Genomic DNA, 25,211 nt, shown 5'->3' with positions numbered 1-25,211 from the left:
AGGAGTCCGGGCGGCCCGTCGAGGCGTGCCCTCTCGGCAACACCCCGATAGCCTCGATTCAAGCTAAGCCGTAAATGCCCAAAAACTGTGCAATTGCCTGAAACTTCATTTTGCGATGCCAAGCCGGCTTCGGCACGTTGGTCCTATCAAGAAGACTGGGGCTGAGCTCGAAATGACCGTTAAACTGAAGTTGCAGGCTAGCGTAGCCGCACTCGCCTTCATCTCTACCGTTCCCGCCTTCGCCGCCGATCTTCCGGCCAAGTCCACGCCGGTTGTGGTCGAAGAACACTGCAAAGCAGCGATCTCGACCCCGGCCTTCGGCGGTCTGATCAAGGCCAACCCGAACCCGGCCTGTTTCACTACGGGTCTCGGCGACATCTATGTCGGCGGCGCGGTAACCGGCTTCGCCTATTACCAGACCAACGCGTTCGGTATTCCTTCGCCCGGCGGCGAGCAGGACCGTTACGGACGTGTCGACTTCAGCAACCTGCAGGCTTGGGTGCAGAAGGCGGATGGTCCGCTCCAGTTCTACGTGCATACCGGCCTCTACTCGATCCCGGCGCTGGGCCTGCCGCTCTACAGCTCCTTCGAGCAGACGGACCTGCTGTTCGGCCCGGTCCCGGTCGCCTACGGCAAGTGGCAGATCAACGACGAGTGGTCGATCCAGGCCGGCCGTATGTTCACCAACATCGGCACCGAGCTGCTGTTCTCCTACCAGAACCTCAACATCTCCCGCGGTCTGGTGTTCAACCAGGAGAACTTCATCAATCACGGCGTGCAGGTGAACTATGCCAGCGGCCCGTGGGCGGCCTCGCTTGCGGTCGTGGACGGCTTCTACTCCGGCGAGCTGAACTGGGTCACCGGTCTCATCACCTACAAGATCGACGACTCCAACACGATCGGCATCAACGGCGGCACGCATTTCAGCGACTTCGATGCCTCGACCCGCAGCGCGCGCTTCCAGTTCGCGACGATCAACTCGCTGCAGAACAGCAGCATCATCAGCGTGAACTACACCTACGCGAACGGCCCCTGGATCGTCTCGCCCTACTTCCAGTACACTTCGGTCGACCGGAAGGACAATTACTTCGTCCCGCTCCGCGGCGCCGAGACCTGGGGCGGCGCCCTGCTCGCTGGCTACTCGTTCACCGACAATTTCGCCCTGGCCGGCCGGCTTGAATACATCGCGCAATCGGGCACCAAGGGCGACTTCGCCGGCACGACCGCGACCAACGTGCTGTTCGGACCGGGCAGCTCGGCCTTCTCCTTCACGATCACCCCGACCTTCACCTGGGATCGCTACTTCCTCCGCGGCGAGTTCGCGACCGTGCAGGCTTTCGACGTCGCGACCGATGCCACCCTGGGCGTCGGCTCCGGCTTCGGCCGCAATGGCCTCAAGAAGTCGCAGGAGCGCTACCTGATCGAGACCGGCTTCACCTTCTGACGTCCTCCGTCTCTGTCATCGTCGTCGAGAGGCCCCGGAGCGATCCGGGGCCTCTTTCGTTTCGCGTGTGCGCGCCGGCTCGGAGCAACCGGCGATCTATGCTTAGCCCACCGTTAACCCGGCGGGGTTAGCGTTACCGGAGCGTTGTCCCCGCGTCCGGTTCCGCATGCGTTCCCTCCGCCGTTCCGCGTCGCCCTTCGAGACGTTCGTCGACAGCTTCCGGCCGTTCATGGCCAAGCGGCTGACGGAGTGCGGCGGCCTTGTGCTCTTCACGGGAGCCGTGGCGACCACCGTCGCGCTTGCGACCTGGTCGATCGACGACCCGAGCCTGAACCACGCCACCGACCACGCGGCCCACAACGTGCTCGGCCGGCCGGGCGCCGTCGTGGCCGATCTGGCGATGCAGCTGCTCGGCCTCGGCTCGATCGCACTGGTGCTGCCGCCCGCCCTGTGGGGCATGCGACTCATGCGCGAGCACCGGCTGCCCCAGGGCGGCCTGCGCCTGACGCTGTGGATCATGGGATTTCTCTGCGCCAGCGCGACCGCCAGCGCCCTGCCGCCGACCGCGCGCTGGCCGTTGCCGACCGGTCTCGGCGGCGTCGCAGGCGACGCGCTGATGTCCGCGGTGCAATTCGTCGCCGGGCCCGCCGCGGCGCTGGCCGGCTTCGTCTTCGCGGCCCTCTCGATCCTCTGCCTGACGGGCGCCTGCCGGACCGCGGGTCAGATGGAGGAGGATCAGTGGGAGGACGAGCCGGTCGCGCCACGCCGCGCCCCTGTCCGGGAGCGCCGGACCGGCCCGTCCGAGCGCGACGACGCGGGCGAGCCGGGGCTGGGGCTGCTGTCCCTGGGAGCCCTGGCACAGGCCGTCATGAGCGGCCGCTCCCATCTCCGGGATCGGATCGAGGCTTGGCGTATGCAGCGGGAGGAGACCGCGGCGGCCTATGCCGGCGCCTCGCCCGCCCTCGCGGCGAGACGCGCCTTCTCCGAAGAGGAGGCCCCTCCATGGGCGGACCAGGCCCAAGAGCGCTTCGGCACCGCTCCCGCCATGCGGCGCGAGCCTGTTTTCGACGAGGCCGAGGCAGCCGACGCGTCGCCGCGCCCGGTCCGCTCGGATTCGAAGCCGCGCCGCCCCGCCCCCCCCGTAATCCGCGAACTCGAAGACGATCTCGACGCGATGGACGGGGAAGAGCCCCCGTCGAACCGCACCCGCGTCTCGGCGCCGGTGCCCCCGGCCCCTCCGGCGCGTCCGCGACCCGGGCAGGGCTTCGCGCCTCAGCCGGGCGAGACCGCCTATCGCCATCCCGCCCTGGAGCTTCTGGCACTCCCCCGGCCGCCGCTTCCGGGCTCGGAGATCTCGACCGACGCCCTGGAGCAGAACGCGACCATGCTGGAAGCGACGCTGCAGGATTTCGGCGTGCGCGGGGATATCCTGGCCGTGCGGCCCGGCCCCGTCGTCACCCTCTACGAGCTCGAACCCGCCCCCGGCACCAAATCCAGCCGCGTGATCTCGCTCGCCGACGACATCGCCCGCTCGATGTCCGCCGTCTCCGCCCGCGTCGCCGTGGTGCCGGGGCGGAACGCCATCGGCATCGAACTGCCCAACGCCAAGCGCGAGACCGTCTTCCTGCGGGAATTGCTGGCCTCCGAGGATTTCGTCGAGACCAAGCACAAGCTCGCTCTGTGCCTCGGCAAGAACATCGGCGGCGAGCCGATCATCGCCGACCTTGCCCGCATGCCCCACCTGCTCGTCGCCGGCACCACCGGATCCGGCAAGTCGGTCGCCATCAACACCATGATCCTCTCGCTCCTCTACCGGCTCAAGCCCGAGGAGTGCCGCCTGATCATGGTCGATCCCAAGATGCTGGAGCTCTCCGTCTACGACGGCATCCCGCACCTGCTCTCCCCCGTCGTCACCGACCCCAAGAAGGCGGTCATCGCCCTCAAATGGGCCGTGCGCGAGATGGAGGAGCGCTACAAGAAAATGGCCAAGATCAGCGTGCGCAACATCGACGGCTACAATGCCCGTCTGGTGGAGGCGCGCGAGCGCGGCGAGACGCTGACCCGCACCGTCCAGACCGGCTTCGACCGCAACACCGGCGAGGCGGTCTACGAGGACGAGGTCATGGACCTCAACCCGCTGCCCTACATCGTGATCGTGGTCGACGAGATGGCCGACCTGATGATGGTGGCGGGCAAGGACATCGAGGGCGCGATCCAGCGGCTGGCGCAGATGGCGCGCGCGGCCGGCATCCACCTGATCATGGCCACGCAGCGTCCCTCGGTCGACGTGATCACCGGCACGATCAAGGCCAACTTCCCGACGCGGATCAGCTTCCAGGTCACCAGCAAGATCGACAGCCGCACGATCCTGGGCGAGATGGGCGCCGAGCAGCTGCTCGGTCAGGGCGACATGCTGTTCATGGCCGGCGGCGGCCGCACCACCCGCGTGCACGGACCGTTCTGCTCGGATGCCGAGGTCGAGAGCGTCGTCGCCCATCTCAAGCGCCAGGGCCGGCCCGCCTATCTCGAGGCCGTCACCGCGGAGGAGGGCGAGATCCCGGCCGGTGGCGGCGCTGCCGGCGAGGAGGGCCCGGTCTTCGATGCCGGCAATTTCGGTGGGGAGGGGGGCGACCTCTACGAGCAGGCCGTGGCGGTGGTGCTGCGGGACAAGAAGGCCTCGACCTCCTACATCCAGCGCCGCCTGCAGATCGGCTACAACCGCGCCGCCTCGCTGATGGAGCGCATGGAAACCGAAGGTCTCGTCGGCTCGGCCAACCATGCCGGCAAGCGCGAGATCCTGGTCGAGACCGAAGGCGGCCAGGATTACTGAACAGCCGGGACCGCGCCAGGGCGAAACAATGCCGCGTCGCCTCGCACGAGCGGCAACGCGGAATTAATCCGAAACACACAAAATTCCCTCTCGGCGAAGGGATGCACACATCTTCGCGGAGGGGAAACCGTGCCGACTCGTGATTTTTCCATTCGCAGCAAGCTGATCGGGGCGTTCTCGATCCTGCTCCTGTTCCTCGGCGCGGTCGGCCTGACAGGCCTCTACGGCGCCACGCGGATCGACGGCGCCCTCGTCGAGATCGAGGCGAATTGGCTGCCGAGCATCAAGAAGGCCGGTGAGATCGATGCCCTGACCGGGCGCTACACCACGAGCCTCCTGCGCCACATCCTCAGCAGCGACCCGAAGACCATGGCGGTCGTCGACAAGGACCTCGCCGAGCGGGGGCAGAAGATCGATCGCGCGGCGAAGGACTACGAGCTTCTGATCAGCTCTCCGGAAGAACGCGGCTTCTACCAGGCCTTCATGCAGGACTGGCAGGCCTTCACCAAGGCGGCCGAGCCGATTCTCGTCCTGTCGCGCGCCGGCGAGAAGGCAAAGGCGCTGGCCCTCTACGAGGCCGAGGGCGTGCCGCCACGGCGGCGCGCGTCCCTGGCGCTGGAAAAGATCATCGCGCTCAACGATGCCGGTGCCGCCAGCGCCGAGACCGAGAGCCGCGCCATCTACACGCAGACCCGCACGCTGATCGTCGGGACGAGCCTCGGCGCCCTGGCCCTGTCCCTGGCGCTGGCGGGCCTTCTCATCCGCGGCATCGGCCGGGGCATCGGGGCGGTCGTGACGCCGATGACGGCGCTCGCCGCCGACGACCTCTCGGTCCAGATCCCGCATCAGGGCGCGCGCACGGAGATCGGGCGGATCGCCGACGCGGTCCAGGTGTTCAAGACGCGCCTGATCCGAATGAAGGCCCTTGAAGAGGAGACGGCGCTGGCGCGGGCGGGTGCAGAGGCGCAGCGCAAGGCCGGGATGCAGGCCATGGCGGCGGGGTTCGAGGCGGCGGTGGGGGGCATCGTCGGGCAGGTCTCGTCGGCGGCGACGCAGCTTCAGGCGACCGCCCAGGCGATGACGGCGACCGCGACCCAGACCGCGGGCCAGTCCTCCAGCGTCGCGGCGGCGGCGGAGGAGGCGGCGGCCAACGTCAACACGGTGGCCGCGGCGGCCGAAGAGCTCGGCTCCTCGGTGCAGGAGATCGGCCGTCAGGTCGACGGCTCGGCGGCTCTGGCCCAGGCCGCGGTCGGCCAGGCCGACCAGACGGCGGCCCTGGTGCGCGAGCTCTCGGACGCCGCCGCCCGGATCGGCGACGTGGTCGGCCTGATCTCGACCATCGCCGGCCAGACCAACCTGCTGGCGCTGAACGCCACCATCGAGGCGGCCCGGGCCGGCGAAGCGGGGCGCGGCTTCGCGGTGGTCGCCGCCGAGGTCAAGGAGCTCGCCAGCCAGACCGCCCGGGCCACCGACGAGATCTCGGCCCAGATCGGCCGAATCCAGGGCTCGACCGACCAGGCGGTGGCGGCGATCGGCGGCATCGCCGACCGGATCCGCGAGATCAGCGGAGTGGCGACCTCGATCGCCGCGGCGGTGGAGCAGCAGGGCGCGGCCACGCAGGAGATCGTGCGCAACGTGGCCCAGGCCTCGACCGGCACGGCCGAGGTGACGACCAACATCACCGGGGTGGCGAACGCGGCGGAAGAGACGGGCGCGGCGGCCAACCAGGTGCTGGGCGCCGCCTCCGAGCTCTCGCGCCAGTCCGAGCGCCTCTCGTCCGAGGTCGCCCACTTCCTGGCCACCGTGCGCGCCGCCTGAGGTAGGATATCCTTCCGATGGATCTCGGGCTCGCCCGAGATCCGAAAGCCGCGCAGGGTTTCGATCCGCACACGCCGCCGGCCCCGCAGGGCGCCCGCTGGGAGCATGGCCCGAGAGCGCTCACGAAGGGGGAGGGGACGCCCCGGAGCCACGCGACAAGCTTGTGGGAAGCCAGCGGCTCCCCGGCGTCCCGTGGCCCGAGCCTTCCAGCCCAGACCGTCTTTGCGTCGCGCTGTCTCCGGCTTCTCCGACAGGACGCCTGGACATCGTGGGACGACACCCTCGGCTGCCGCCTCGCCGCGCCGACGACCATCCCGGCAAGCGAAGCCGCCCTGGGGCACCGCCCTTTCCGGAATGGGCGCAAGACGGTGACGATGCCGCAGTCGTGCCCTGCATCGCTTCGGCTTCGCCGCGCGAGGACGGAGAAGGATCGGCGGGACAGTCAGCGCCTCGACGCCTACCACTCCCACTCGGCGCCGACGCCGACGCTGGTGCGACCGTCGCTGCCGGCTTCGCCCTTGAGCTTGATCCGGCGGGTCACGTCGAAATCGACGCCGACCGCCGTGTCCGCAGGCTTGGCGCCCGCCTTCACGCCGATGCTGACCCGGTCGTTGATGTAGCGGGAGGCACCGACCGCCGGGCCGCCGCTGGCGCCGGTGGAAACGTCGAGGCTGTCGAGACCGAGGCCCTTGCGGGCGGATTCGAACACGTCCGGTCCGCCGGCCCCGCCGGAGAGCTGCGCCACGGCCTGGGCGAGTTGGAGCGCCTGGAAGGGGGAGAGGCCGCCCGCCGCCTTCTTGAACAGGAGGCGGGAGAGCACTTCGTCTTGCGGCAAGCTCGGATCCGACGTCAGCGCGAAGGCCGGCGCATCCGCCGGGCCGGTCACGGCGACGCGGGCGGTGACGTCGCCCACCTTGGTCTCGGCGGCGAAATCGAGATCCGGCGTGGTCACGGCGCCGCCGAAGGTGAGGCGGCCGCGGGTGAAGTCGAGGCGCTGGCCGACGAGGCTCAGGCGCCCGCGCCGCATCTCGAAATCGCCCAGCGCCCGGGGATCGCGGGACGAGCCGGTGAGGTGCAACTCCCCGCCCAACTCCGCATCGATGCCGCGGCCGCGCACGAAGATGCGGTTGGGCGCGCTCACCACGAGGTCGAGGGTCGCATCGAAGGGCGCTGCGGCCTTGCCCCGGCGCTTGCCTGCCTCGGTCTGCGCCTTGCGCTCGGCGCGCTGGGCGAGGCGGGCCTTCACCTCCGGGGTCACGTTGACCCGGCGGATGCCGGGCAGGGGCTGCACCGTGGCGGGCAGGCGGTCGGGCACCGATACGTCGACCGAGACCACGTCGACCCGCCCGGAGATGCGCGGCGTGCGCGCGAGCGGACCGGACAGAGAGAGGTTGAGGCTCGACACCGCGGTCATCAGCGGGCTCGAGACCAGCTCGGCCCGCTCGCCGGTGATGCGCAGGGTGCCCGGGAAGCCCGAGGCGGGATCGACGGCGACGCGCCCGTCGACCGCGAGGCGGCCGCCGTTGCGGGTGGCGGCGGTGATCCGCTCGATGGCGAGGGTGTCGCCCCGGCCGGTCACCCGGCCCTGGATCTCGGTGAGGCGGATGCCGTTGAGGGGATCGCTGAAGCTGCCGCCCGAGAGCGTGGCGCTGCCTTCCACCCGCGGCGCCGCGATGGTGCCGGTGACGCCCCCGTCGAGGGCGAGCCGCCCAGTGACCCGCTGGCCGCCGGTGCTGAGCAGGGAATTGGCGAGCGCCGCCTCCAGGCTGCCGCGGGCGCGCAGGGACAGGGGACCGCCGGGCTCGATCGGCACGGTGCCGGCGATGGTCACGTCGGCCCCGCGGCCGGCGGAGACGCGCCCGTCGAGGCTGGCAGCCCCGTCGCTCAGGGTGCCGGAGGCTTTGGCGTCGATCGGCGGCAGCCCGGCCTTGCGGGTCTCCGGAGCCACGAGCCGAGTGATCGAGAGCGCGTAGCGCCCTTCCGGCCAGGTGGCCGACCCGCGCAGGTCGGCCTCGCCGTCGAGGGTGCCGGACAGGGCGAGGCTCGGGCTCGCGATGCGGGCCAGCGAGAGGGGCAGGGCGCGGATGCCGACCTTGAGGTCGAGCTCCCGGCCGGCCCGTCCCTGCAGGCTGACCCGGCCCGAGCCGGCGGCAATGGTGAGCCCGTCGATCCAAGCCGCCCCGTCCTCCAGGGTCACACTGGCCGGGCCGGCGAGCGCCAACCGGTCGCCGTTGCGGGCGGCGGCGAAGCGCTGCAGCTCGATGCGGATTCGCTCGCCCGGCACGAGGCGGGCGGCACTGTCGAGGGCGAAGCCCCTCGCCTTGGCAGAAAGCGTCACGTCGCTGGCGCTCGGCGTCCCGACCGCGGCGAGGCGAACCGTGTCGAGACTCTGGCCCGCGGCGATCAGGCGGTCGGCCTCCAGCCTTCCGTCGAGGACGGGCCTTCCGCGCAGGTCGTGCCCGGCGAGATCGGCATCGAGCCGGGTCAGCCCGTAAGCATCGTAGCGCAGCGACGCGCCGGTGGCGCGCAGGGCCGCATCTTGCCGACCGCCCGCCCGGGCGAGGCTGAGGGCGGCGTCGAGGCGGCCGCCCATCGGCGCCAGCGCCAGGGGGCTGAGATCGTCGAGATTGCCGGCCTTCACCGCGAGACGCCCCTCGCTCAGGAGGCTGTCGGCCTCGACCGTGGCCGCGCCGTCCACCGTGACGGAGCCGAGCGCGAAGGCGAGGCGGTCGAGGGACCAATCGCGAGGGGAACGCTTGGCGAGATGGGCCTCGCCGGTCAGGGGCTTGCCGGCCACGTCGCCGGAGAGGCGCAGGCTGCCGTCGAGGGCGCCGGTGAGGTCCGTCAGGACGGTTTCGAGCCTCAGGCCCCGGATCGGGCGGCCATTGGCGGTCACCTCGGGGGCGGTCAGAGTCGCGGTCAGGTCGGGTTTTTCGAGGCTGCCGGTGAGGCGGCCCTCCAGGGCGGCCCGGCCGGCGAGCCGCCCGTCGAGAGCGGCGAGGCTCTTCAGGTCGATCCGGCCGCTCACATCGGCCTGCGTCGTGGTGGCCTGGCCCTGGAGGCTCGCGAGCAGGCCGGCGCCCTCGAAGCGCAGGCGCTCGAAACCGTAGCCGTCATAGACTTGGAAGACGCGACCGGTGAGGCCGGGATTGCGCCCGAGCAGGCGGTCGGCGGCTTCAAGGCCGGTGACGAGGCCGCTCGTGGTCACGGTGAGATCGGCCGCGAGCGCCTTGCGGGCCGGATCGCCGCTGAGGGCGGCCCTAGCATCGAGGCTGCCCGCCAGCGTGCGGCCGGCGAGCCCCGAGAAAGCGGCGAGATCGGGCAGGGACGCGTCGAGCCGACCGGTGAGAAGATTCTGGCCGACACGCCCGGTATAGGCGGCGCGGGCGGTCTCCGCGTCGAGCTTCAGGGTGGTGACGTCGAGGGTGCCGTCGCTCTGCGTCTCCGCCCGGAAGGCGAAGAGGGCGTGGCGGCCGAGGGCCCGGCGCAGGGCCGGATCGGCCGGGCGCAGGCCGTCGAGATGGCCGTCCGCGGCCAGGGTGAAACGGGGCGTGGCCTTGGGGTCGGTCGCCGGGATCGGCTCGGCGCTCACCGTGGCGTCGATCCGGTCGAGGGCGGACTCCTTCGTGCGCAGGCCGGCGGCCTGGAGGGCGCCGCGCACCCGGGGCGCGGCGAGGGGACCCTTCACGCTGCCGTCGAACAGGAGGCTGCGCAATTCGGCCTCGGCGGCCTTGGTCACCTCGCCCTCGGTGGGCACGGCCCGGGCCTGGAGGCTCAGATCGGCGACGCGGTCGGCGGTGATGCCGCCGCCGGCGCTGAGCCTGGCCGTGCGGGAGGTGAGGTCGAGGCGGTCGATCCGGAAGGTGCCGCTATCGGCGAAGCCCATGCCGCCTTCGAGTTTGGTCTCGCCGGAGAACACCGCCGCGGCGGGGCCGGGCATCAGGCCCTCGATGCGCGCGCCGAGATCGAGGGCGAGGCGGCGCTCCGCCCCGATCCGCGAGATCCGGGCGGTGCCCCGCGCCCCGATCTCGGGGCCGGCATCGAAGTCGAGCTTGGCGTTCCAGGCATCCAGGGTGCCGTGGCCGTCGAGATCGAACCGGATCGGCGGCTCGCCGGGGAGGTTGGCCGCCTTCGAGAGCAGGCCGTGCTCGGGCTCGATCAGATTCGCCTTCACCTCCAGCGTCGCGCCCTTGGGCACGAACAGGAGCCTGGCGACGAAGCGCCCCGCCGCGTCGAGGCGCCGGGCATCGACGCTGAGATCGAGGCCCTCGGCCGGGTTGCCGAGCTTGGCCATGCCCTCCGCCGCGAGCCGGGCCGGCTGGCCGGCGATGCTCTCGCCGAGCACCAGCTCGGCGAGCTTGAAGCCCTTGATCTCGACCTTGACCGGCAGCTCCGGCAGCAGGGACCCGTCGGGCTTGGCCTCGGGCGGCGTCGGGCCGGGGATGGGTTTGCGCAGGACCTCCAGTCGGCCGATCTCCAGGCTGTCCACCTGCAGACGGCCGGAGAGCAGGGCGAGGCGGCTCCAGACCAGCCGGGCGCGGTCGAGCTTCAGCCAGACGCCGTCGCGGTCGCTGATGGCGACGTCGCGGATCGTGGCGTCGGAGGAGAGCGCGCCGTCCACGGCGCCGATCGCGACCCGGGAGGAGGGGGTGGAGAGCGCCTTCGAGAGCAGGCCGCCGAGCACCGACTTCTCCCCCTCTCCGGCCGCGCGGGGGAGGGCGGGGGCGAGCAGCACCACGGCGAGGAGGACGAGGAGCGTCGCGACGACCCGCCCCCCGCGGAGGCGGGAGGGGATGCGCTCCGGCGGCGCGGCGTGGTCCTTCGAAGCCCGGTCGACGATCAAAAGGCCTGGCCCAAGCTGATGTAGAGCACGACGGGGCGCTCGTGGTTCCCCTTCACGTGATCGAGGGGGAAAGCGAGGTCGACGCGGACGGGGCCGATGCCGGTGTAGTAGCGCAGCCCGATGCCCGCCGCCTTGCGGATTCGTTCCGAGAAATCGGGCACGGGCGAGGCGAAGGCGGTGCCGGCATCGAAGAAGGGCACCACGCCGATCGTATCCGTGACCTTGATGCGGGCCTCCAGCGAAGCCTCGAACAGGCTGCGGCCGCCGATCGGCAGGTTGAACGGCCCGCGCGGGCCGAGGGTGCGGAAGGGGAAGCCGCGCACCGAACCGCCGCCACCGGCGAAGAAGCGGAAATTGTCCGGGATCTCCGCGAGACCCGCCCCCGAGACCGAGCCGAGGCCGATGCGGCCCGCCAGGATGTAGCGGGATTCGTCGTCCAGCGAGTAGTAGGTCGAGCCCTGGGCCTTGGCGACGACGATGCCCGGATCCGAGCCCATGAAGCCCGGATAGGGCGCGACGGAGGCCATGAGCCGCACGCCCTCGGTGGGATCGAGCAGGCTGTCGGTGGAATCGTAGGTCACGGAGATCGGCACGCCGATCAGCCGATAATCGACCGTGCCGAGGGCGTCCTTCGAGCGGCCGAACTGGCCGTCGATGCCGATCTGGGCGGAGAAGCTGTCCGAGAAGCGGTGGCGGATCGCCGCCGAGGCCCCGGCCGCATCCACGAAGTAGCTCTGCTGCACCTCGCGCGCGGCGAAGACATTGGCCAGGAAGTCGTTGCGGGTGCCCCAGAGCGCCGGCTTCACGAAGGTCGCCGAGACGCGGCCGCCCAGCCCGTTGGTGCCGATGCCCGCCGCCTTGCGCTGCTGCGCGTAGGGGTCGAAGCCGAGGCCCAGATAGTAGAGGTCGGCGTCGATGCGAAAGGTCTCGCCGCCGCCGAACAGGTTGCGGTTGGAGTAGTAGGCGCGCACCCCCGGCCCGTCGACGGTGGAGTAGCGGGCCGAGAGGCCGATCAGGTTGCGCTCGCGCTCGCCGAGCTCGACGAAGAGCGGCAGGTTGCCTTGCGCGTCGAGCGCCTCGCCCTCGCGCACCCGGATCGAGCCGAGCCCCTCGACCTTGGCCAGCGTCCGGCGCAGCTCCGCCACGGCCTTGGGCGCGTAGGGATCCCCCGGCTCGGTGTAGATGAAGGAGCGGATGACGGCGGGGTCGATGCCCTCGGCGCCGTGCACGGCCACCTCGCCGATCCCCGCGACGGGGCCCGGCTCGATGGTGAAGCCGACATCCATGACATGGCCGGCATCGTCCACCACGGGATCGCGGGCGACCGCCTTGGCGAACGGATGCCCGAGCGCCCGGAAGCGGTCGACGATCCGCGCCTCGCGGGCGAGCACCGTGGCCGAGCGGGCGGGCACGTCGTCGTCGACCCGGGTGAAGCGCTCGGGCAGCACCTCTTCGGGGAAGGGCCGGCCGCTGGCGTCCCGGGCCTTCACCGAGCGCAGCGTGTAAAGGGGGCCGGGATCGACGGCGATCTTCACCGGCACCAGGGCGCGGTTGCGGGACGCCTCCGCGGCCCGCGCGGCCGCGGCGACGGAGGACTCGCCGGTCACGGCCACGCCGTCGATGCGGATCGAGACCGTGCCCTGATAATAGCCGTAGCCGGACAGCGCATCGACGAGGCGGCGCAGATCAGCCTCCGCCCGGCGCACCAGCCCCTCGCCGTCCGGCGGCGCCTCCTGGCGCAGGCGATAGAGGGTCGAGGTGTCCTGAAGCGCCGTGAGAACGTCGGAATCGTCCACCCCGGTGATGCGCATCGTGTAGGGCAGGGCAGCCGCGCTCGGGGCCGGGGGCTCCTCCTCGCCACCGAACAGGCCGAACAGGTCGAAGGCCCGGGCGGGGGCCGGCAGAGCCACGGCCAGAGCCGCGGCGAATGCGCAGGCCCAAAGGCCGGCCGAGCGGCCGCGCCTCCCGGAGAACAGCCGACGCACGATCACCCGCGGGCCGCGCCGGTGGGGAACCGGCGCCCGAAGCGGACCATCCGCAGGCCGAATGACGATGTCTGGAAACGCGCCATCGCATGCCCCCGTCAGCGACGATCGACCGAACCGACGCGACGCTCGGGCAAAAGTTCGGTGCACCGGACCAGCCGGCACGCCTCGCAAGCACCACGCGTATGGAGCGCAACGGTAGCCTTAAGCGGGACCGGAGAGCAACCTTTGATAACCTGTCGGCCGGCCGTTCCCCTGTGGGTCGCTGTGGTCATCGGGGATTCGCCCCGTCGGCGATCCCCACAGGGAAAACATCCTCAGATTGCAATTGGTGCGACGCTTCGCCTCTAGGGGATCCAGAATCGCCCTCCGCGGGTTGCCCCGCGGGGACGACCAACCTACCTGTCGAGCAACCGATCTGCCTCTGCCTCCCACCCAGAACGATTGCCGGGAGGTCTTGAGCAGCTGCCGCGCGTGCGGCGGGAACAGGATCGGTCGACCACTCCGCATGGCGAACTGCACGGCTCTGCCGACGTCGGGTTTCGTCGTCAGCGGAGATTGCGTGGCACGGACGATAAGGACACGAGCGCCATGAACCAGGGCACCGTCAAGTGGTTCGACGAGATCAAGGGCTACGGCTTCATCCAGCCCGACAGCGGCGGCAAGGACGTCTTCGTTCACATCTCCGCCGTCCAGCAGGCCGGCCTGCGGGGCCTGGCTGAGGGCCAGAAGGTGTCGTTCGACGTCGAGAACGACCGCCGCAGCGGCAAGCCCTCGGCGGTGAATCTTCGCGCGTCCTGAGCGTTCGCCGTAACTGAAAATTCGACCTTTTCGCGCAACAGGTCGAAAATTATCCCACTTATCGACGCGGATCGGCCGAACCTCTGTTGCTTGTTGCAGCGCAAAGGTGCATCCGGTCCGCCGTTTCAAAGAATCGGGTCCGTCGGACCCTGCGTCGCCGATGCCCGGTCCGAGCCCGGCGATGAACCGACTCACGACATGAGAAAGGTCATATGAGCGCATTCGACTTCAGGAACTTCGAAGACCGCCGGCAGAATTCGCAGAGCGCCAAGGCGGCCCTCCTGGAAAAGTTCAAGGCCCGCCCGGCCCTCGACGACCCCGAGATGATGGCCAAGGCCAAGGCCCGCGCCGAAGTGGCGAAGGCCCGCGAGGAGCGCGCCCGTGAGCGCGAGCGCCTCCGGCTCGAGGCCGAGCGGAAGGCCGCCGAGGAGAAGCGTCTCCGCGAGGAGGCCGAACTCGCCGCCCAGATCGCCCGTGAGGAGGCCGAGGCCGCCGCTCTGGCCGCTCGCAAGGCCGCCGAGGCAGCCGAGCGCAAGGCACAGCGCGATGCCCGCTACGCGGCCCGCAAGGCGAAGGTGAAGGTCAAGCGCTGAGCTGCGCGACCTTCTCCGAACTTCGAACACCCTCGCAAGCCCGCCACACGTGGCGGGCTTTCGTCGTTGGAGGGCATCTGCGCCCTGGCGCCGGGCCCTGATCGTTCTACTCTGGCGGCAGCGGAGGGAAGATTCTCTTCCCAGAGCCGCTGTCAGGGAGAACGGACATGGCGAGCGTCGATGTCGATATGGTGAAGTGCGCCTGCCCGGATTGCGTCTGCGTGATCCCGGTGGCCAAGGCGGTGGAGAAGGACGGCAAGGCCTTCTGCTGCGACGAATGCGCGGAGGGGCATCCCGATCACGCCGGCTGCGAGCACGCGGGCTGCGCCTGCCACGGCTGAACGTCATACCGGCCGGGTGTTGCGGCGCCCGGATGTCGGTGCCTCGTGCCGATCCCGGCTACGTTCCGGGTCGGTCAGGAGCGGGCCGGGCTGCATCGCGTCATGCAGCCCGGACGATGTGATGCGCGCGGCGAGCCCGCTCAGAACCGCGCCGTCAAGAACAACCTTAGGTTTCGTCCCGGCAGCAGGATCTCGTCCTTCTTGAACGAGGCCGAGTTGCGGATCTGGTCGTCCAGGAGGTTGCGGCCCTGCAGGCCCAGGGTGATCTCGCTTGCGCCGTAGACGGCCGGGTCGAGGGGCTTGGTGTAGCTGACCTCCGCCCGCAGATCGTCGAAGCCGGGCGTCGTCGTCTCGAGCGACGCGATCTCGGTATGGGCGAAGGCGTGCAGCAGGAAGACCCGGGCGAACCACCCGTCCGCCCGAAGGAACACGCCGCCGCCGACGCGGTGGGGCGGGATGCGCGGCACGAAGGTGTTGTCGTCGAATTGCGCCCGGACGAAGTCGTATTGCGCATCGATGCCGAAGAAACCGTCGCCCACCGGGATCAGGTCGAGCTGCGCGGCGATCTCGGCGCCGTAGAAGGCGGCGTTGCGCTGGGAATAGACGATCTGCTGCAGCTCGTCGTCGCTGCCGCACGAAGCGAAATCGTCGCCGCAGCGGATGCCCGTGTCCCGCTTGTAGATGAAGCCCGTGTAGCGGGTGTAGTAGCCGGTGGCGTCGAGCCGGAACGGACCCTCCGCCCGGCGGATGCTCGCCTCGACGGTACGGGCGCGCTCCTTCTTCAGGTCGGCATTGCCGATCTCGAAGGTCTCGGTCGCGTCGTGCGGCCCCCGCGAATAGAGCTCGAAGGCCGTGGGTGCGCGCTCGACATAGGAGCCGTTCAGGCTCGCCACGAAGCCGTAGGGCAGGTCCTGCAGCGCGCCGAAGGACAGGCTCTTCGGCGCGAAATGCCGGCGGCGGCCGTAGGAGAGGGGATCCTGCCCGTCGACCGGCAGGAAGTCGCTCGGGAACTGCGTCGCCGTGCCGGTGGAGCGGTCGCCCTCGATGCGCCCGGCGCCCTGCAGGCGCAGCCCCCCGCCGAGATTCAGCTCCTCGAACAGATAGGCCGCGTTGGAGCGGGAATCCGTGGGCGCGAGCAGGGAGCCGGCCTCGCCCGAGGTGCCGATCAGGCGTCGCCCGGTCTGCAGGCCGAGGGCGCCGGTGAGGGTGCCGAAGGGCAGGGTCACCGGCACGTGCTGCAGCTCGACGCGGCCCTCCGCCTCGCGGTTCTTGAAGGTCGCCTGGATGCCGTCGATCCCGTCCTCGCCGATGCCGGTCTCGTTGTGCTTGTAGACCGAGCCGCCGGCCCAGAAGCGGATGACCTCGAACGGGCCTTCCAGCGGTCGGTACTCGCCGCGGGCGAGCACCCGGTCCTGGTTGGGATCGAGCCGGGTGCGGCTCTGGGCGGCTTCGGCGCCGGGGATCTGATAGAGCGCGTCGTAGTGGCTGTAGGAGATGCCGACGAAGCCGCGGTCGCCCACGATGGAGATGCCGACCGCGCCGCCCTGCGAGCGGTTGGCTGAGTTGGCCTGGATGCCGAGCGGCGTGTCGTAGCTGTCCGCCCCGGTCTTGAAGCCGTCGGCATGGACCGCGACGTTCTCCGCGCCGGCATCGACCGTGCCCGCCACGAGGCGGCCGTTGTCCACGCTCGAATAGCCGGTGTTCACTTGGCCGGCATAGCCCTTGGCGGGGATGAAGGTCGGGACCCGGTTGTTCTCTGCCGAGACCACGCCGCCGATCGCCTGGCTGCCGTAGCGCAGGGAGGCGGGGCCGCGGATCACCTCGATGCGGTTGGCCACGAGGGGATTGATCGGGACGCCGTGATCCTCGCCGAGCTCGGACACGTCCTGGATGCCGACGCCGTTCTCCTGGATGCGCACGCGGTTGTTGTCGAGGCCGCGGATGATCGGCCGCGAGGCGGCGCCCGGCGCGTAGGTCGAGGCCGAGATGCCGGGCCGGTCGATCAGGGCGTCGCCCAGGGTGCGCGGCTGGTCGCGGGCGATCTGCTCCTGCGTCACCACCGTGACCGGCGAGAAGGTGTTGGTGACGACGGGCAGCACGCCGGTCGGGACCGAGGCGGGCCGGCCTTCGGTCGTGCCAGCGCCCCGGGCCTGGACCGGGCTCGCCGAGGTCACGCTCAGCTCTTCCAGCGTGGTCTCCGTCTGCGGCGCAGCCAGCGCCTGGCCCTGCAGGCCGATGAGCCCGAGGGCCGTCCCCGCCAGAAGCCGCCCCAATTCGGATCGCCCGCGCCGCATCATACCCCGCCAAAAATGTTATAATGTTTCATTGCGGAAGCGTGACACTGTTACAAGGGGGCGGGGCCGCCCCAGCCCTCGGAAACCCGGGGCGTGGCGCGGCTGCATCACCCGCGCAGGGGCGCTCTGGCAGCGCTTGGGCTTCGCGGAGATCGGCCGCATCCCGGAAGCCTTCCGCCATCCGCATCTCGGCCTCGTCGACGCCCTGGTGATGCACCGCTCGCTCTGACGGGAACCGGAGCGGTTGCCCGGGCTTTTGGCCCGCATGTCCGCGATCTCCGCAAAACCCGGCGGCCTGCGCGTCAGCGTCGACCTGAACCGCTGCCAGGGCTACGCCCAATGCTGCTACGCCGCGCCCGAGCAATTCGCCCTGCACGGCCACGAGGCCCTGTTCTACGATCCGGCCCCCTCGGCGGAAGCCTGGGGTGCGGTGGAACGGGCCCGCGTCGCCTGCCCTGTCCAGGCGATCCGCCTCGAATGCCCGACGGCGGATCGCGATGCCGAAAGCTGATCGCGCCGTCATCGTCGGCGCCTCGCTCGCGGGCCTGCGCGGGGCCGAGGCCCTGCGCCGGGCCGGCTTCGACGGCGCTTTGACCCTCGTCGGAGCCGAGCGCCACGCCCCCTACGACCGGCCGCCCCTGTCGAAGCAGGTGCTCACCGGGGAACTGCGCCCGGATTCCTCCGCGCTGCCGCAGCCCGCCGGCCTCGACGCGGAATGGCGCCTGGGAACCGCAGCGACTCGGCTCGACCGGTCGGCGCGCACGATCCATCTCGCCGATGGCAGCCGGCTTCCCTACGACCGGCTGCTGATCGCCACCGGCGCCGCGGCCCGGCCTTGGCCGAACCCGGCAGAGGCGCGACTGACCGGCCTCCACACCCTGCGGGACCGGGACGACGCGACGCGCCTGCGCGCCGCCCTCGTCGCCGAGACGGGCCGCGTCGTGGTGATCGGCGGCGGCTTCATCGGTTGCGAGGTCGCCCATGCGGCCCGGGCCCTCGGCCTCGCCGTCACCCTGGTCGAGCCCTCGGAGACGCCCCTGAAACGGGTGCTCGGCGCCCATCTGGGGGCCGTGGTCGCCGCGCGGCTGAAGGCCGTGGGGGTCGATCTGCGCACCGGCACCAGGGTCGAGCGGCTGGAGGGCGACGGGGAGGGCCGCGTCGCCCGGGTCCATCTCTCCGACGGCACCAGCCTCGAGACGGGCACGGTGGTGGCCGCGCTCGGCGCCCTGCGCAACACCGCCTGGCTCGCGGACTCCGGCCTCGCCTTCGACGAGAAGGGCCTCGATTGCGACGCGGAAGCCCGCGCCCTCGACGAGGCGGGCCGGCCGGATCCGGCGATCTTCGTCGCCGGGGACGTCGCCCGCTTCCCCCACCCCCTCTACGGTCGCCGCGTCGCCCTGGAGCATTGGGAGCATGCGGTGGCGCAGGGCGCGTATGCCGGCGCCCGGATGGCCGGCGCCGAAGCGGCGGGTGCCTACGACACCGTGCCGGTCTTCTGGTCGGCGCAGGGTGACCTCAACATCAAGTCGATCGGCCTCACCGACGGGGCGGATGCATTGGTGATCGCGCAAGGCGACCCGAAGACCGGGCGCTTCCTGGCCCTCTACGGGCGGCAGGGGATCTGCATCGCCGCCGTCTCCTTCGACATGGCCCGCTGGCTGCCCGTCTACACGGAAGCGATCGGGCGCAAGGCGCCGTTCCCGCCGATCCGCGGGGCGGTGGAGCAGGGCGATCTCGCCCTGCTCGATCCGGGCTTCGACCGGGGCTGATCGCGCGATCGCGGCGGCGGCAAGCATCGCCAGAAACATCGCGCGGAGCGCACTGCGACATCCGCGCATAGGGCAGGAACATCCGCCGGCAGATCCTGTTCTCCCAGCACTTCCTACGATCAAGGGTAACCCAATGCGCAGGCTTGTACTTGCTTCGACGGCGCTTGTCGGTCTCGGGATGTTCGCGGCGGCGCATTCCGCGGAAGCGCGCCCTTTCGGCTGGCACGGCGGCTATGGCGGATACCATGGTGGTTTCCGCGGCGGCTATCGCGGAGCGGGCTTCAACCGCGGCTGGGGCTATGGCGGATACCGCCGCTACGGCTACGGCTATGGCCGGCGCGGGATCGGCCTCGGCGTGGGCGCCGGCCTCGCGGGCCTGGCGGTCGGAACCGCCATCGGCGCGGGCTATGGCGGCGGCTATTACGGCGACCCCTACGGCTATGGCGGCCCGGTGACGGTCGGCTATGGCGGCTACGGCCCCTATGGCGGCGGCTATTACGGGTACGGCTAGTAAGGCCCTTCGCGCCCCATCGCCCCCCTCTCCCCTCCGCGGGAGAGGGGTTTTTCATGCGCCTCGTCCTGCGAAAAACGACGTCTTGGCCCGCTGCGTCAGCGCATTCGGGCGCCCTCGATTGACTTACCCCCGCGGCAACGCTTGATCCCTTGAGCAAAGCCGGACCGGGACGGACGGATTCGGCAGCGGGGGATGCGCGCCGATGAGCTTCCTGGTCTGCCTCGCGGCGCTCTTCTTCCTGATGGCCATCGCCTATCGGGGCTTCTCGGTCATCCTGTTCGCGCCGGTGGCCGCCATGGGAGCGGTGCTGCTCACCGACCCCGCCGCGGTGCCGGTGGTCTTCTCCAGCCTGTTCATGGAGAAGCTGGTCGGCTTCCTGAAGCTGTACTTCCCGGTCTTCCTGCTTGGGGCCGTATTCGGCAAGGCCGTCGAGATCTCCGGCTTCGCCCGCTCCATCGTCGGGGCGGTGGTGGGGCTGCTCGGCCAGGGCCGCGCAGTGGTGGCGATCGTGCTGGTGGGCGCCATCCTCACCTATGGCGGCGTCTCGCTCTTCGTGGCGGTGTTCGCGGTCTATCCCTTCGCCGCCGAGCTGTTCCGGCGCAGCGACATCCCGAAGCGCCTCGTGCCCGGCACCATCGCCCTCGGCAGCTTCACCTTCACCATGGACACCCTGCCGGGGACCCCGCAGATTCAGAACATCATCCCGACCACCTTCTTCAAGACCGACGCCTACGCGGCGCCCTGGCTCGGGGTGATCGGCGCGCTCTTCGTGTTCGGAATCGGGGTGAGCTATCTCGAATGGCGCCGCCGCCAAGCCGCCGCCTCGGGGGAGGGCTACGGCGAAGGCCACGGCAACGAGCCGGCGGCGACCACCGATGCGGTGACGATCCATCCCGCCGTGGCCCTGCTGCCGCTGCTCATCGTCGGCATCGGCAACAAGCTGCTGCTCGGGCTGATCACGAGCGCCTATGGGACGGAAGCGAGCGCTGCGCTCAGCCCCGACATGGCCGCCCATCCGATCACCGTGCCGGTGAAGACGGTGGCGGCGATCTGGGCCGTGGAGGGCGCGCTGCTGCTCGGCATCCTCGCCACGGTGATCCTCGGCTGGCGCAACCTCGCCCCGCGCTTCGCCGAGGGCTCGAAGGCGGCGGTGGCGGGCTCGCTGCTCGCCGGCATGAACACCGCCACCGAATACGGCTTCGGCGGCGTCATCGCGGCCCTGCCGGGCTTCAAGGTGATCTCGGACGCGCTCTCGGCGATCCCCAATCCCCTGGTGAACGAAGCCGTGACGGTGAACGTGCTCGCCGGCGTCACCGGCTCGGCCTCGGGCGGACTCTCCATCGCGCTCGCCGCCCTGTCCGAGCGCTTCGTGCAGGCGGCGCAGGCCAACGGCATCCCGCTCGAGGTGATGCATCGCGTCGCCGCCATGGCGAGCGGCGGCATGGACACGCTGCCCCATAACGGCGCCGTCATCACCCTGCTCGCCGTGACGGGGCTGACGCACCGCCAATCCTACGGCGACATCTTCGCCATCACCCTGATCAAGACGGCGGCGGTGTTCGTCGTGATCGGGGTCTACTACCTCACCGGGATCGTCTGAGGAGACGAAGCGTTGCCGGGAGGATCCCCGGACACGCCCGAGCCTCGATGACCGACCGCACCCTCTTCGCCCAGGTGAAGGACCAGAAGAACCGGGCGAATCCGTACCCGCTCTTCGCCAGGCTCCGGGAGACGCCCGTGGCCGAGCAGGAGGACGGCACCTTCGTCGCCTCCACCCGCGCCGCCATCGCGAGTCTGCTCGGCGATCCGCGGGTGAGCTCCGAAACGCTTCCCCCCGCCGACCGGCCGAGGACGGGCAATCCCTTCACCGACTGGATCGTGAAGCCGATCCGCGACCGCATCACCGACGCGCACCGCCCCTTCATCTTCCGCGACCCGCCGGATCACGACAGCCTGCGGGCCAACGTGATGCACCAGTTCTCGATCCCGCGGGTGCGCGCCATGCGCGCGCGCTCCGATGCCCTGGTGGCCGAGCTGCTCGAAAAGAAGCGGGATGCCCGCGTGATCGACCTCGTCGACGACCTCTCCTACCCGCTGCCCGTCACCATCATCTGCGAGCTGTTCGGCGTGCCCCGGGAGGACGAGCCGAAATTCCACGGCTGGGCGACCCAGCTCGCCACCGCCCTCGAGCCGGACAGCTTCGAGGACGACGAAATCCGCGCGAAGAACCAGACCACCTTCGACGCGATCGCCGGCTACATGGCCGACCTGATCAAGGCGAAGCGCCGGCACCCGCAGGACGACATGCTCTCGGGGCTCGCCACCGAGGCCGCGCCGGAGGCCGAGCGGATGGGCGATTACGACCTGATCGCCACCGCGATCCTGATGCTCGTGGCCGGCCACGAGACCACGGTGAACCTGATCACCAACGGCATGCTGACGCTGCTGCGCCACCCGCAGGAATGGCGGCGCCTCGCCGAGGATCCGAGCCGCGCGCCGCGGCTGATCGAGGAGCTGCTGCGCTACGAGCCGCCGGTCCAGTTCCGCACCCGCACGGCGCTCGCCGACATCGCAATCGCCGGCACCACGATCCCGAAGGGGGCGCCGCTGGTGCTGGTCCTCGCCTCCGGCAACCGCGACCCGGCCTTCTTCCGCGACCCCGAGCGCTTCGATCCCGACCGCAGCGACAACCGCCATCTCGGCTTCGGCGGCAGCCTGCATTACTGCGTCGGCGCCCCGCTCGCCCGGTTCGAGGCGGAAAGCGCCCTGGTCGCCCTGGCGCAGCGCCTGAAGAACCCGCGCCTCATCGAGGACCCGCCGCCCTATCGGCCGGGCGCCGCGCTGCGCGGGCCGAAGCATCTGCGGATCGCGATTGAGGGGGTGGGGTAGGGTCGAAGTTGACCGGCTCGGCGGTTCGAGGCGCTGCCGAGGGTGGCTCTGCGGCCATCCGTTCCGGGGCGCCGAACCAGACGAAGCCGATCTCGATCCCTTGCCCGTTCGCAGCCCTGTCCGCTCGCTTCAAGCGGCGCGGTGACCGGCCGGGCGATCCGAGCAGTAAGCCTGAAAGGTCGCGACGAGATGCCTGAAGAGCGCATCGATCCGGGCGCTGCGACGCACATCCTCGTGCGCCACGATCCAGGTGTCGAGGACATGCACGACACGGTCAGGCAACACGCGCACGAGGTCCCGCGCACCGACAGGCACCTGCACGACGCCGATGCCGAGGCCGGCGCGCACCGCGGCGAGCTGGGCCGGATGGCTGTCGCTGCGCAGGGCGATGCGCAACGGGCCGCCGGCCTCCCGGCTGAGCCTGTCGACGACGGCGAGATAAGCCTGGGCGCGGTCGGGCGCGATCAGGGCATGCCGGGGCAGGTCAGCGATCGTTTCCGGGAGGCCGTTCCGGTCCACGTAAGCCGGTGCGGCGAAGAAGCCGAGCGGGATACTCCCCACATGACGCGCCACGAGCGAGGCTTGGCTCGGCCTCGCCATGCGCACCGCCACATCGGCCTCCTGACCGGGAAGGTCGGTGTTGGCGTTGGTGAGAAGCAGCTCGACCATCAAGCGCGGATGGCGTTCCCGTAGGGTCGCCAACATCGGCGGCACGACCTCGATGCCGACGAAGTCCGAGACGCTGAGCCGAACCGGACCTGCGATCTCGGAGGCCGCCCCGGCGGCCTCGCGCCGGAACGCTTCGGAGGCATAGGCCATGCGTCGCGCATGCGCAGCCAGCCCGCGCGCCTCTGGCGTCGGCGCGAGCCCGTTCACGCTCCGGACGAAGAGCGACTGGCCGATGGCGCGCTCCAGCGCTTCGATCCGATGCCGCACGGTGGGCTGGGTGAGGCCGAGCGCCCGCGCAGCAGCCGAGAAGCTGCCCGTGTCGAGCACGCTCAGAAAGGCACGCTGATCGTCCCAGCTCAGATGATCATTGCTCATCGAATTTCGATAGGCGGATCATCAATGCCAATCAATTTCCTCTTGGCACCCTCCGCGGCATCAAGGCGGTGACAGCGGAAGGGACAGAGCGATGAAGACGATTCTGGTGCTCGGGGCGACGGGCGGCATCGGCGGAGCGGTAACGAGGACGATGCTGGCCCGGGGCTGGCGCGTCACCACCCTCGTGCGGGACCCGGTGCGGGCGGCAAAAGCGTGGGGCGCATCGGGCGCGCCGGATTGGCGGACCGGAGACGCCATGAACCGGGCGGATGTCGTTCGCGCGGCGGAGGGCGCCTGCGTGATCGTCCATGCGGTGAACCCCGCCGGATATCGTGGCTGGGATCGGCTGGTCCTTCCGATGCTCGACAACACGATCGCGGCAGCGCGGAGCGCCGGTGCCCGGTTGGTGTTGCCGGGGACGATTTACAATTACGACCCGACCAACACCCCGATCATCGATGAGACCACCCCGCAACGGCCGCGGGGCCGCAAGGGCGCGATCCGCGTCGCGATGGAGACGCGCCTGGCGGAGGCGGCTCCAGAGGTGCGGAGCCTCATCGTTCGGGCGGGCGACTTCTTCGGCCCGGGCGCCGGCCAAAGCTGGTTCGCGCAGGCCCTGGCCAAGCGCCCCCTAACACGGATCGTGAACCCCGGCACGCCCGGAGTCGGCCACGCCTTCGCGTTCCTGCCCGACCTCGCCGAGGTCATCGCGCGCCTGATCGTATTGCCCTCGGATCACCTGCTGCCGTGCGAACGCCTCCAGTTTCCGGGGCACAATCTGTCCGAGACCGGCGAGATGGTCGCCGCGATCCGCCGGGCCTCGGGACGCCCGGACCTGCCCGAACGCCGCTTTCCCTGGGGCCTGATGCGGGTGCTCGCGCCCTTCGGCGGGTTTCCGCGCGAGGTCATGGAGGTTCGCCCGTTCTGGAAGCACTCCGTGCGCCTCGACGGACGACGATTGACCGAACTCGTCAGCGATCTGCCGTCTACGTCGCTCGATGCGGCCGTCACAGAGGCGCTGAGGTCGTGACCGCTTGCGGGGCGCTGGCTTCTCCGCGGGAACGGCGACATCGGGTCGAGCGCAGCCCCCTCCCTACGGCGCCCCCACCCGCTGCCGATCCAGGAAATCCCGCGTCAACGCCGCGACCTCGTCGGCCGCCTCGTCGAGGGCGAAGTGGCTCGCGTCCAGCAGATGCAGCTCCGCGCCGGGCACGTCGCGCCGATAGGCCTCGGCGCCTGCCGTCTCGAAGGAGGCGTCGTGGCGGCCCCAGAGCACGAGGAGCGGCGGCTGCCGGTCGCGCAGCCAGGCCTGCCAGGCGGGATAGGAGGCCACGTTGGTGCGGTAATCGTAAAACAGGTCGCTCTGGATCTGCCGCTGCCCGGGCCGGCTCAGGAAGGCGAATTCGTCCGTCCACAGGTCGGGATCGTAGCGCTCGGGATGCGGGCTTTTCCCCACGTGGCGCAGGCGCGCCGCCTCGCGCGACAGCAGGTTCTCCTGCAGCCGCGCCTCGTTGGCCGCCCGGTCGGCCCAGTAGGCGCGCCGCGCCGCCCAGAGCGGGCCGAGCCCCTCCTCGTGCGAGACCGCGTTCTGGATCACCAGGGCGCCGACCCGCTCGGGATGGGCCAGCGCCATCCGGAAGCCGACCGGGCCGCCGTAATCCTGCAGGAACAGGGCGTAGCGCGACAGGCCCAGCGCCCGGGTGAAGCCCTCCATCAGCGCGGCCAGGTGATCGAAGGTGTAGGCGAAATCCTTCGGATCCGGCGCGTCGCTGTGGCCGAAGCCGGGATAATCCGGGGCGATCAGGCGATAGCGGTCGGACAGGCGGGACAGGAGCGGCGCGTACATCCGCGAGGAGGAGGGAAAGCCGTGCAGCAGCAGGAGCACCGGCGCCTCCTTCGGCCCCGCCTCCCGGTAGAAGATCGAGACGCCCTCGACGCTCACCCGCGCATAAGTCGTCGGCGGGGCCGGCGCCGCCCCGGCGCCCTCCGCCGGTGCGAGCAGGAAGGCCGCCGTCGCGACGGCGAGGGGAGCGAGGATGCGCATGG

At 70.6% G+C, this 25,211-nt stretch carries 17 protein-coding genes; 12 read left to right on the top strand and 5 right to left on the bottom strand.

Annotated features, from left to right (window positions below; genetic code table 11):
• Nucleotides 1-172: 172 nt before the first annotated feature.
• The 3 genes from MMB17_RS23130 to MMB17_RS23120 all read left to right on the top strand — a co-directional run bounded on the left by MMB17_RS23130 (nucleotide 173) and on the right by MMB17_RS23120 (nucleotide 6,092).
• Nucleotides 173-1,444 carry an outer membrane beta-barrel protein gene (locus MMB17_RS23130; RefSeq protein ID WP_238314835.1) on the top strand — a complete coding sequence of 424 codons (1,272 nt, stop codon included), beginning with the start codon at nucleotides 173-175 and terminating at the stop codon, nucleotides 1,442-1,444.
• A 166-nt stretch (nucleotides 1,445-1,610) separates the two neighbouring features.
• Entirely contained in the window at nucleotides 1,611-4,274 is a 2,664-nt protein-coding gene (locus MMB17_RS23125; protein WP_241100420.1) for a DNA translocase FtsK, read from the top strand.
• Between the two features lie 129 nt (nucleotides 4,275-4,403).
• Nucleotides 4,404-6,092 (top strand): methyl-accepting chemotaxis protein, encoded by a 1,689-nt coding sequence (locus MMB17_RS23120; RefSeq protein WP_241100419.1) that lies wholly within the window; start codon nucleotides 4,404-4,406, stop codon nucleotides 6,090-6,092.
• A gap of 457 nt (nucleotides 6,093-6,549) precedes the next feature.
• Here MMB17_RS23120 and MMB17_RS23115 read toward each other — a convergent pair whose 3' ends face one another.
• Nucleotides 6,550-10,830: a translocation/assembly module TamB domain-containing protein gene (locus MMB17_RS23115; RefSeq protein ID WP_241102275.1), complete on the bottom strand. Its 4,281-nt coding sequence runs from the start codon at nucleotides 10,828-10,830 to the stop codon at nucleotides 6,550-6,552.
• Nucleotides 10,831-10,931: 101 nt separating this feature from the next.
• A complete protein-coding gene (locus MMB17_RS23110) occupies nucleotides 10,932-12,845 on the bottom strand; it encodes an autotransporter assembly complex protein TamA (protein ID WP_241100418.1) in 1,914 nt (637 codons plus the stop codon).
• A 666-nt stretch (nucleotides 12,846-13,511) separates the two neighbouring features.
• Between MMB17_RS23110 and MMB17_RS23105 the strand changes: the two genes are divergently transcribed.
• The 3 genes from MMB17_RS23105 to MMB17_RS23095 all read left to right on the top strand — a co-directional run bounded on the left by MMB17_RS23105 (nucleotide 13,512) and on the right by MMB17_RS23095 (nucleotide 14,655).
• Nucleotides 13,512-13,721, top strand: a complete 210-nt coding sequence (locus tag MMB17_RS23105; protein WP_238313356.1) for a cold-shock protein — start codon at nucleotides 13,512-13,514, stop codon at nucleotides 13,719-13,721.
• Nucleotides 13,722-13,933: 212 nt separating this feature from the next.
• A complete protein-coding gene (locus MMB17_RS23100; RefSeq protein ID WP_238313358.1) occupies nucleotides 13,934-14,314 on the top strand; it encodes a DUF6481 family protein in 381 nt (126 codons plus the stop codon).
• Between the two features lie 167 nt (nucleotides 14,315-14,481).
• Nucleotides 14,482-14,655: a metallothionein gene (locus MMB17_RS23095; RefSeq protein WP_238313360.1), complete on the top strand. Its 174-nt coding sequence runs from the start codon at nucleotides 14,482-14,484 to the stop codon at nucleotides 14,653-14,655.
• A 140-nt stretch (nucleotides 14,656-14,795) separates the two neighbouring features.
• Here MMB17_RS23095 and MMB17_RS23090 read toward each other — a convergent pair whose 3' ends face one another.
• A complete protein-coding gene (locus MMB17_RS23090; protein ID WP_241102274.1) occupies nucleotides 14,796-16,949 on the bottom strand; it encodes a TonB-dependent receptor in 2,154 nt (717 codons plus the stop codon).
• A gap of 265 nt (nucleotides 16,950-17,214) precedes the next feature.
• On the opposite strand from MMB17_RS23090, the gene MMB17_RS23080 reads away from it, so the two are divergent.
• The 5 genes from MMB17_RS23080 to MMB17_RS23060 all read left to right on the top strand — a co-directional run bounded on the left by MMB17_RS23080 (nucleotide 17,215) and on the right by MMB17_RS23060 (nucleotide 22,121).
• The gene (locus MMB17_RS23080; RefSeq protein ID WP_238313362.1) at nucleotides 17,215-17,460 is read left to right on the top strand and encodes a ferredoxin; all 246 of its coding nucleotides are present in this window, start codon (nucleotides 17,215-17,217) and stop codon (nucleotides 17,458-17,460) included.
• Nucleotides 17,447-18,718 (top strand): NAD(P)/FAD-dependent oxidoreductase, encoded by a 1,272-nt coding sequence (locus MMB17_RS23075; RefSeq protein WP_241100417.1) that lies wholly within the window; start codon nucleotides 17,447-17,449, stop codon nucleotides 18,716-18,718. Before MMB17_RS23080 ends, MMB17_RS23075 begins: the two co-directional genes overlap by 14 nt.
• A gap of 133 nt (nucleotides 18,719-18,851) precedes the next feature.
• Complete coding sequence (locus tag MMB17_RS23070) at nucleotides 18,852-19,229, top strand: hypothetical protein (RefSeq protein ID WP_241100416.1); 378 nt, start codon at nucleotides 18,852-18,854, stop codon at nucleotides 19,227-19,229.
• A gap of 205 nt (nucleotides 19,230-19,434) precedes the next feature.
• Nucleotides 19,435-20,832, top strand: a complete 1,398-nt coding sequence (locus MMB17_RS23065; protein ID WP_241100415.1) for a GntP family permease — start codon at nucleotides 19,435-19,437, stop codon at nucleotides 20,830-20,832.
• A 47-nt stretch (nucleotides 20,833-20,879) separates the two neighbouring features.
• Nucleotides 20,880-22,121: a cytochrome P450 gene (locus MMB17_RS23060; protein ID WP_241100414.1), complete on the top strand. Its 1,242-nt coding sequence runs from the start codon at nucleotides 20,880-20,882 to the stop codon at nucleotides 22,119-22,121.
• A 129-nt stretch (nucleotides 22,122-22,250) separates the two neighbouring features.
• Here the strand turns inward: MMB17_RS23060 and MMB17_RS23055 are convergent, their stop codons facing one another.
• Nucleotides 22,251-23,165, bottom strand: coding sequence for a LysR family transcriptional regulator (locus tag MMB17_RS23055; protein WP_241100413.1), 915 nt, complete (start codon nucleotides 23,163-23,165; stop codon nucleotides 22,251-22,253).
• 91 nt (nucleotides 23,166-23,256) lie between these two features.
• Here MMB17_RS23055 and MMB17_RS23050 point away from each other — a divergent pair, with 91 nt between their 5' ends.
• On the top strand, nucleotides 23,257-24,195 hold the full coding sequence (locus MMB17_RS23050; protein WP_241100412.1) for an NAD(P)H-binding protein: 939 nt from the start codon (nucleotides 23,257-23,259) through the stop codon (nucleotides 24,193-24,195).
• Between the two features lie 63 nt (nucleotides 24,196-24,258).
• Here MMB17_RS23050 and MMB17_RS23045 read toward each other — a convergent pair whose 3' ends face one another.
• Complete coding sequence (locus MMB17_RS23045; RefSeq protein ID WP_241100411.1) at nucleotides 24,259-25,209, bottom strand: alpha/beta fold hydrolase; 951 nt, start codon at nucleotides 25,207-25,209, stop codon at nucleotides 24,259-24,261.
• Between the last annotated feature and the right edge of the window lie 2 nt (nucleotides 25,210-25,211).

The sequence above is a fragment of the Methylobacterium organophilum genome, from assembly GCF_022533465.1.
Taxonomy (GTDB): domain Bacteria; phylum Pseudomonadota; class Alphaproteobacteria; order Rhizobiales; family Beijerinckiaceae; genus Methylobacterium; species Methylobacterium organophilum.
The sequence above is the reverse complement of the archived record's forward strand: the minus strand, read 5'-3'. Positions and strand labels throughout refer to the sequence as shown.

Bases quoted from the DNA above. Each gene is read 5' to 3' on its own strand.
- MMB17_RS23095 (WP_238313360.1), top strand. From the start codon at position 14,482: ATGGCGAGCGTCGATGTCGATATGGTGAAGTGCGCCTGCCCGGATTGC.
- MMB17_RS23065 (WP_241100415.1), top strand. From the start codon at position 19,435: ATGAGCTTCCTGGTCTGCCTCGCGGCGCTCTTCTTCCTGATGGCCATC.
- MMB17_RS23045 (WP_241100411.1), bottom strand. From the start codon at position 25,209: ATGCGCATCCTCGCTCCCCTCGCCGTCGCGACGGCGGCCTTCCTGCTC.
- MMB17_RS23075 (WP_241100417.1), top strand. From the start codon at position 17,447: ATGCCGAAAGCTGATCGCGCCGTCATCGTCGGCGCCTCGCTCGCGGGC.
- MMB17_RS23060 (WP_241100414.1), top strand. From the start codon at position 20,880: ATGACCGACCGCACCCTCTTCGCCCAGGTGAAGGACCAGAAGAACCGG.
- MMB17_RS23130 (WP_238314835.1), top strand. From the start codon at position 173: ATGACCGTTAAACTGAAGTTGCAGGCTAGCGTAGCCGCACTCGCCTTC.
- MMB17_RS23050 (WP_241100412.1), top strand. From the start codon at position 23,257: ATGAAGACGATTCTGGTGCTCGGGGCGACGGGCGGCATCGGCGGAGCG.
- MMB17_RS23125 (WP_241100420.1), top strand. From the start codon at position 1,611: ATGCGTTCCCTCCGCCGTTCCGCGTCGCCCTTCGAGACGTTCGTCGAC.
- MMB17_RS23100 (WP_238313358.1), top strand. From the start codon at position 13,934: ATGAGCGCATTCGACTTCAGGAACTTCGAAGACCGCCGGCAGAATTCG.
- MMB17_RS23070 (WP_241100416.1), top strand. From the start codon at position 18,852: ATGCGCAGGCTTGTACTTGCTTCGACGGCGCTTGTCGGTCTCGGGATG.
- MMB17_RS23080 (WP_238313362.1), top strand. From the start codon at position 17,215: ATGTCCGCGATCTCCGCAAAACCCGGCGGCCTGCGCGTCAGCGTCGAC.
- MMB17_RS23105 (WP_238313356.1), top strand. From the start codon at position 13,512: ATGAACCAGGGCACCGTCAAGTGGTTCGACGAGATCAAGGGCTACGGC.
- MMB17_RS23090 (WP_241102274.1), bottom strand. From the start codon at position 16,949: ATGCGGCGCGGGCGATCCGAATTGGGGCGGCTTCTGGCGGGGACGGCC.
- MMB17_RS23055 (WP_241100413.1), bottom strand. From the start codon at position 23,165: ATGAGCAATGATCATCTGAGCTGGGACGATCAGCGTGCCTTTCTGAGC.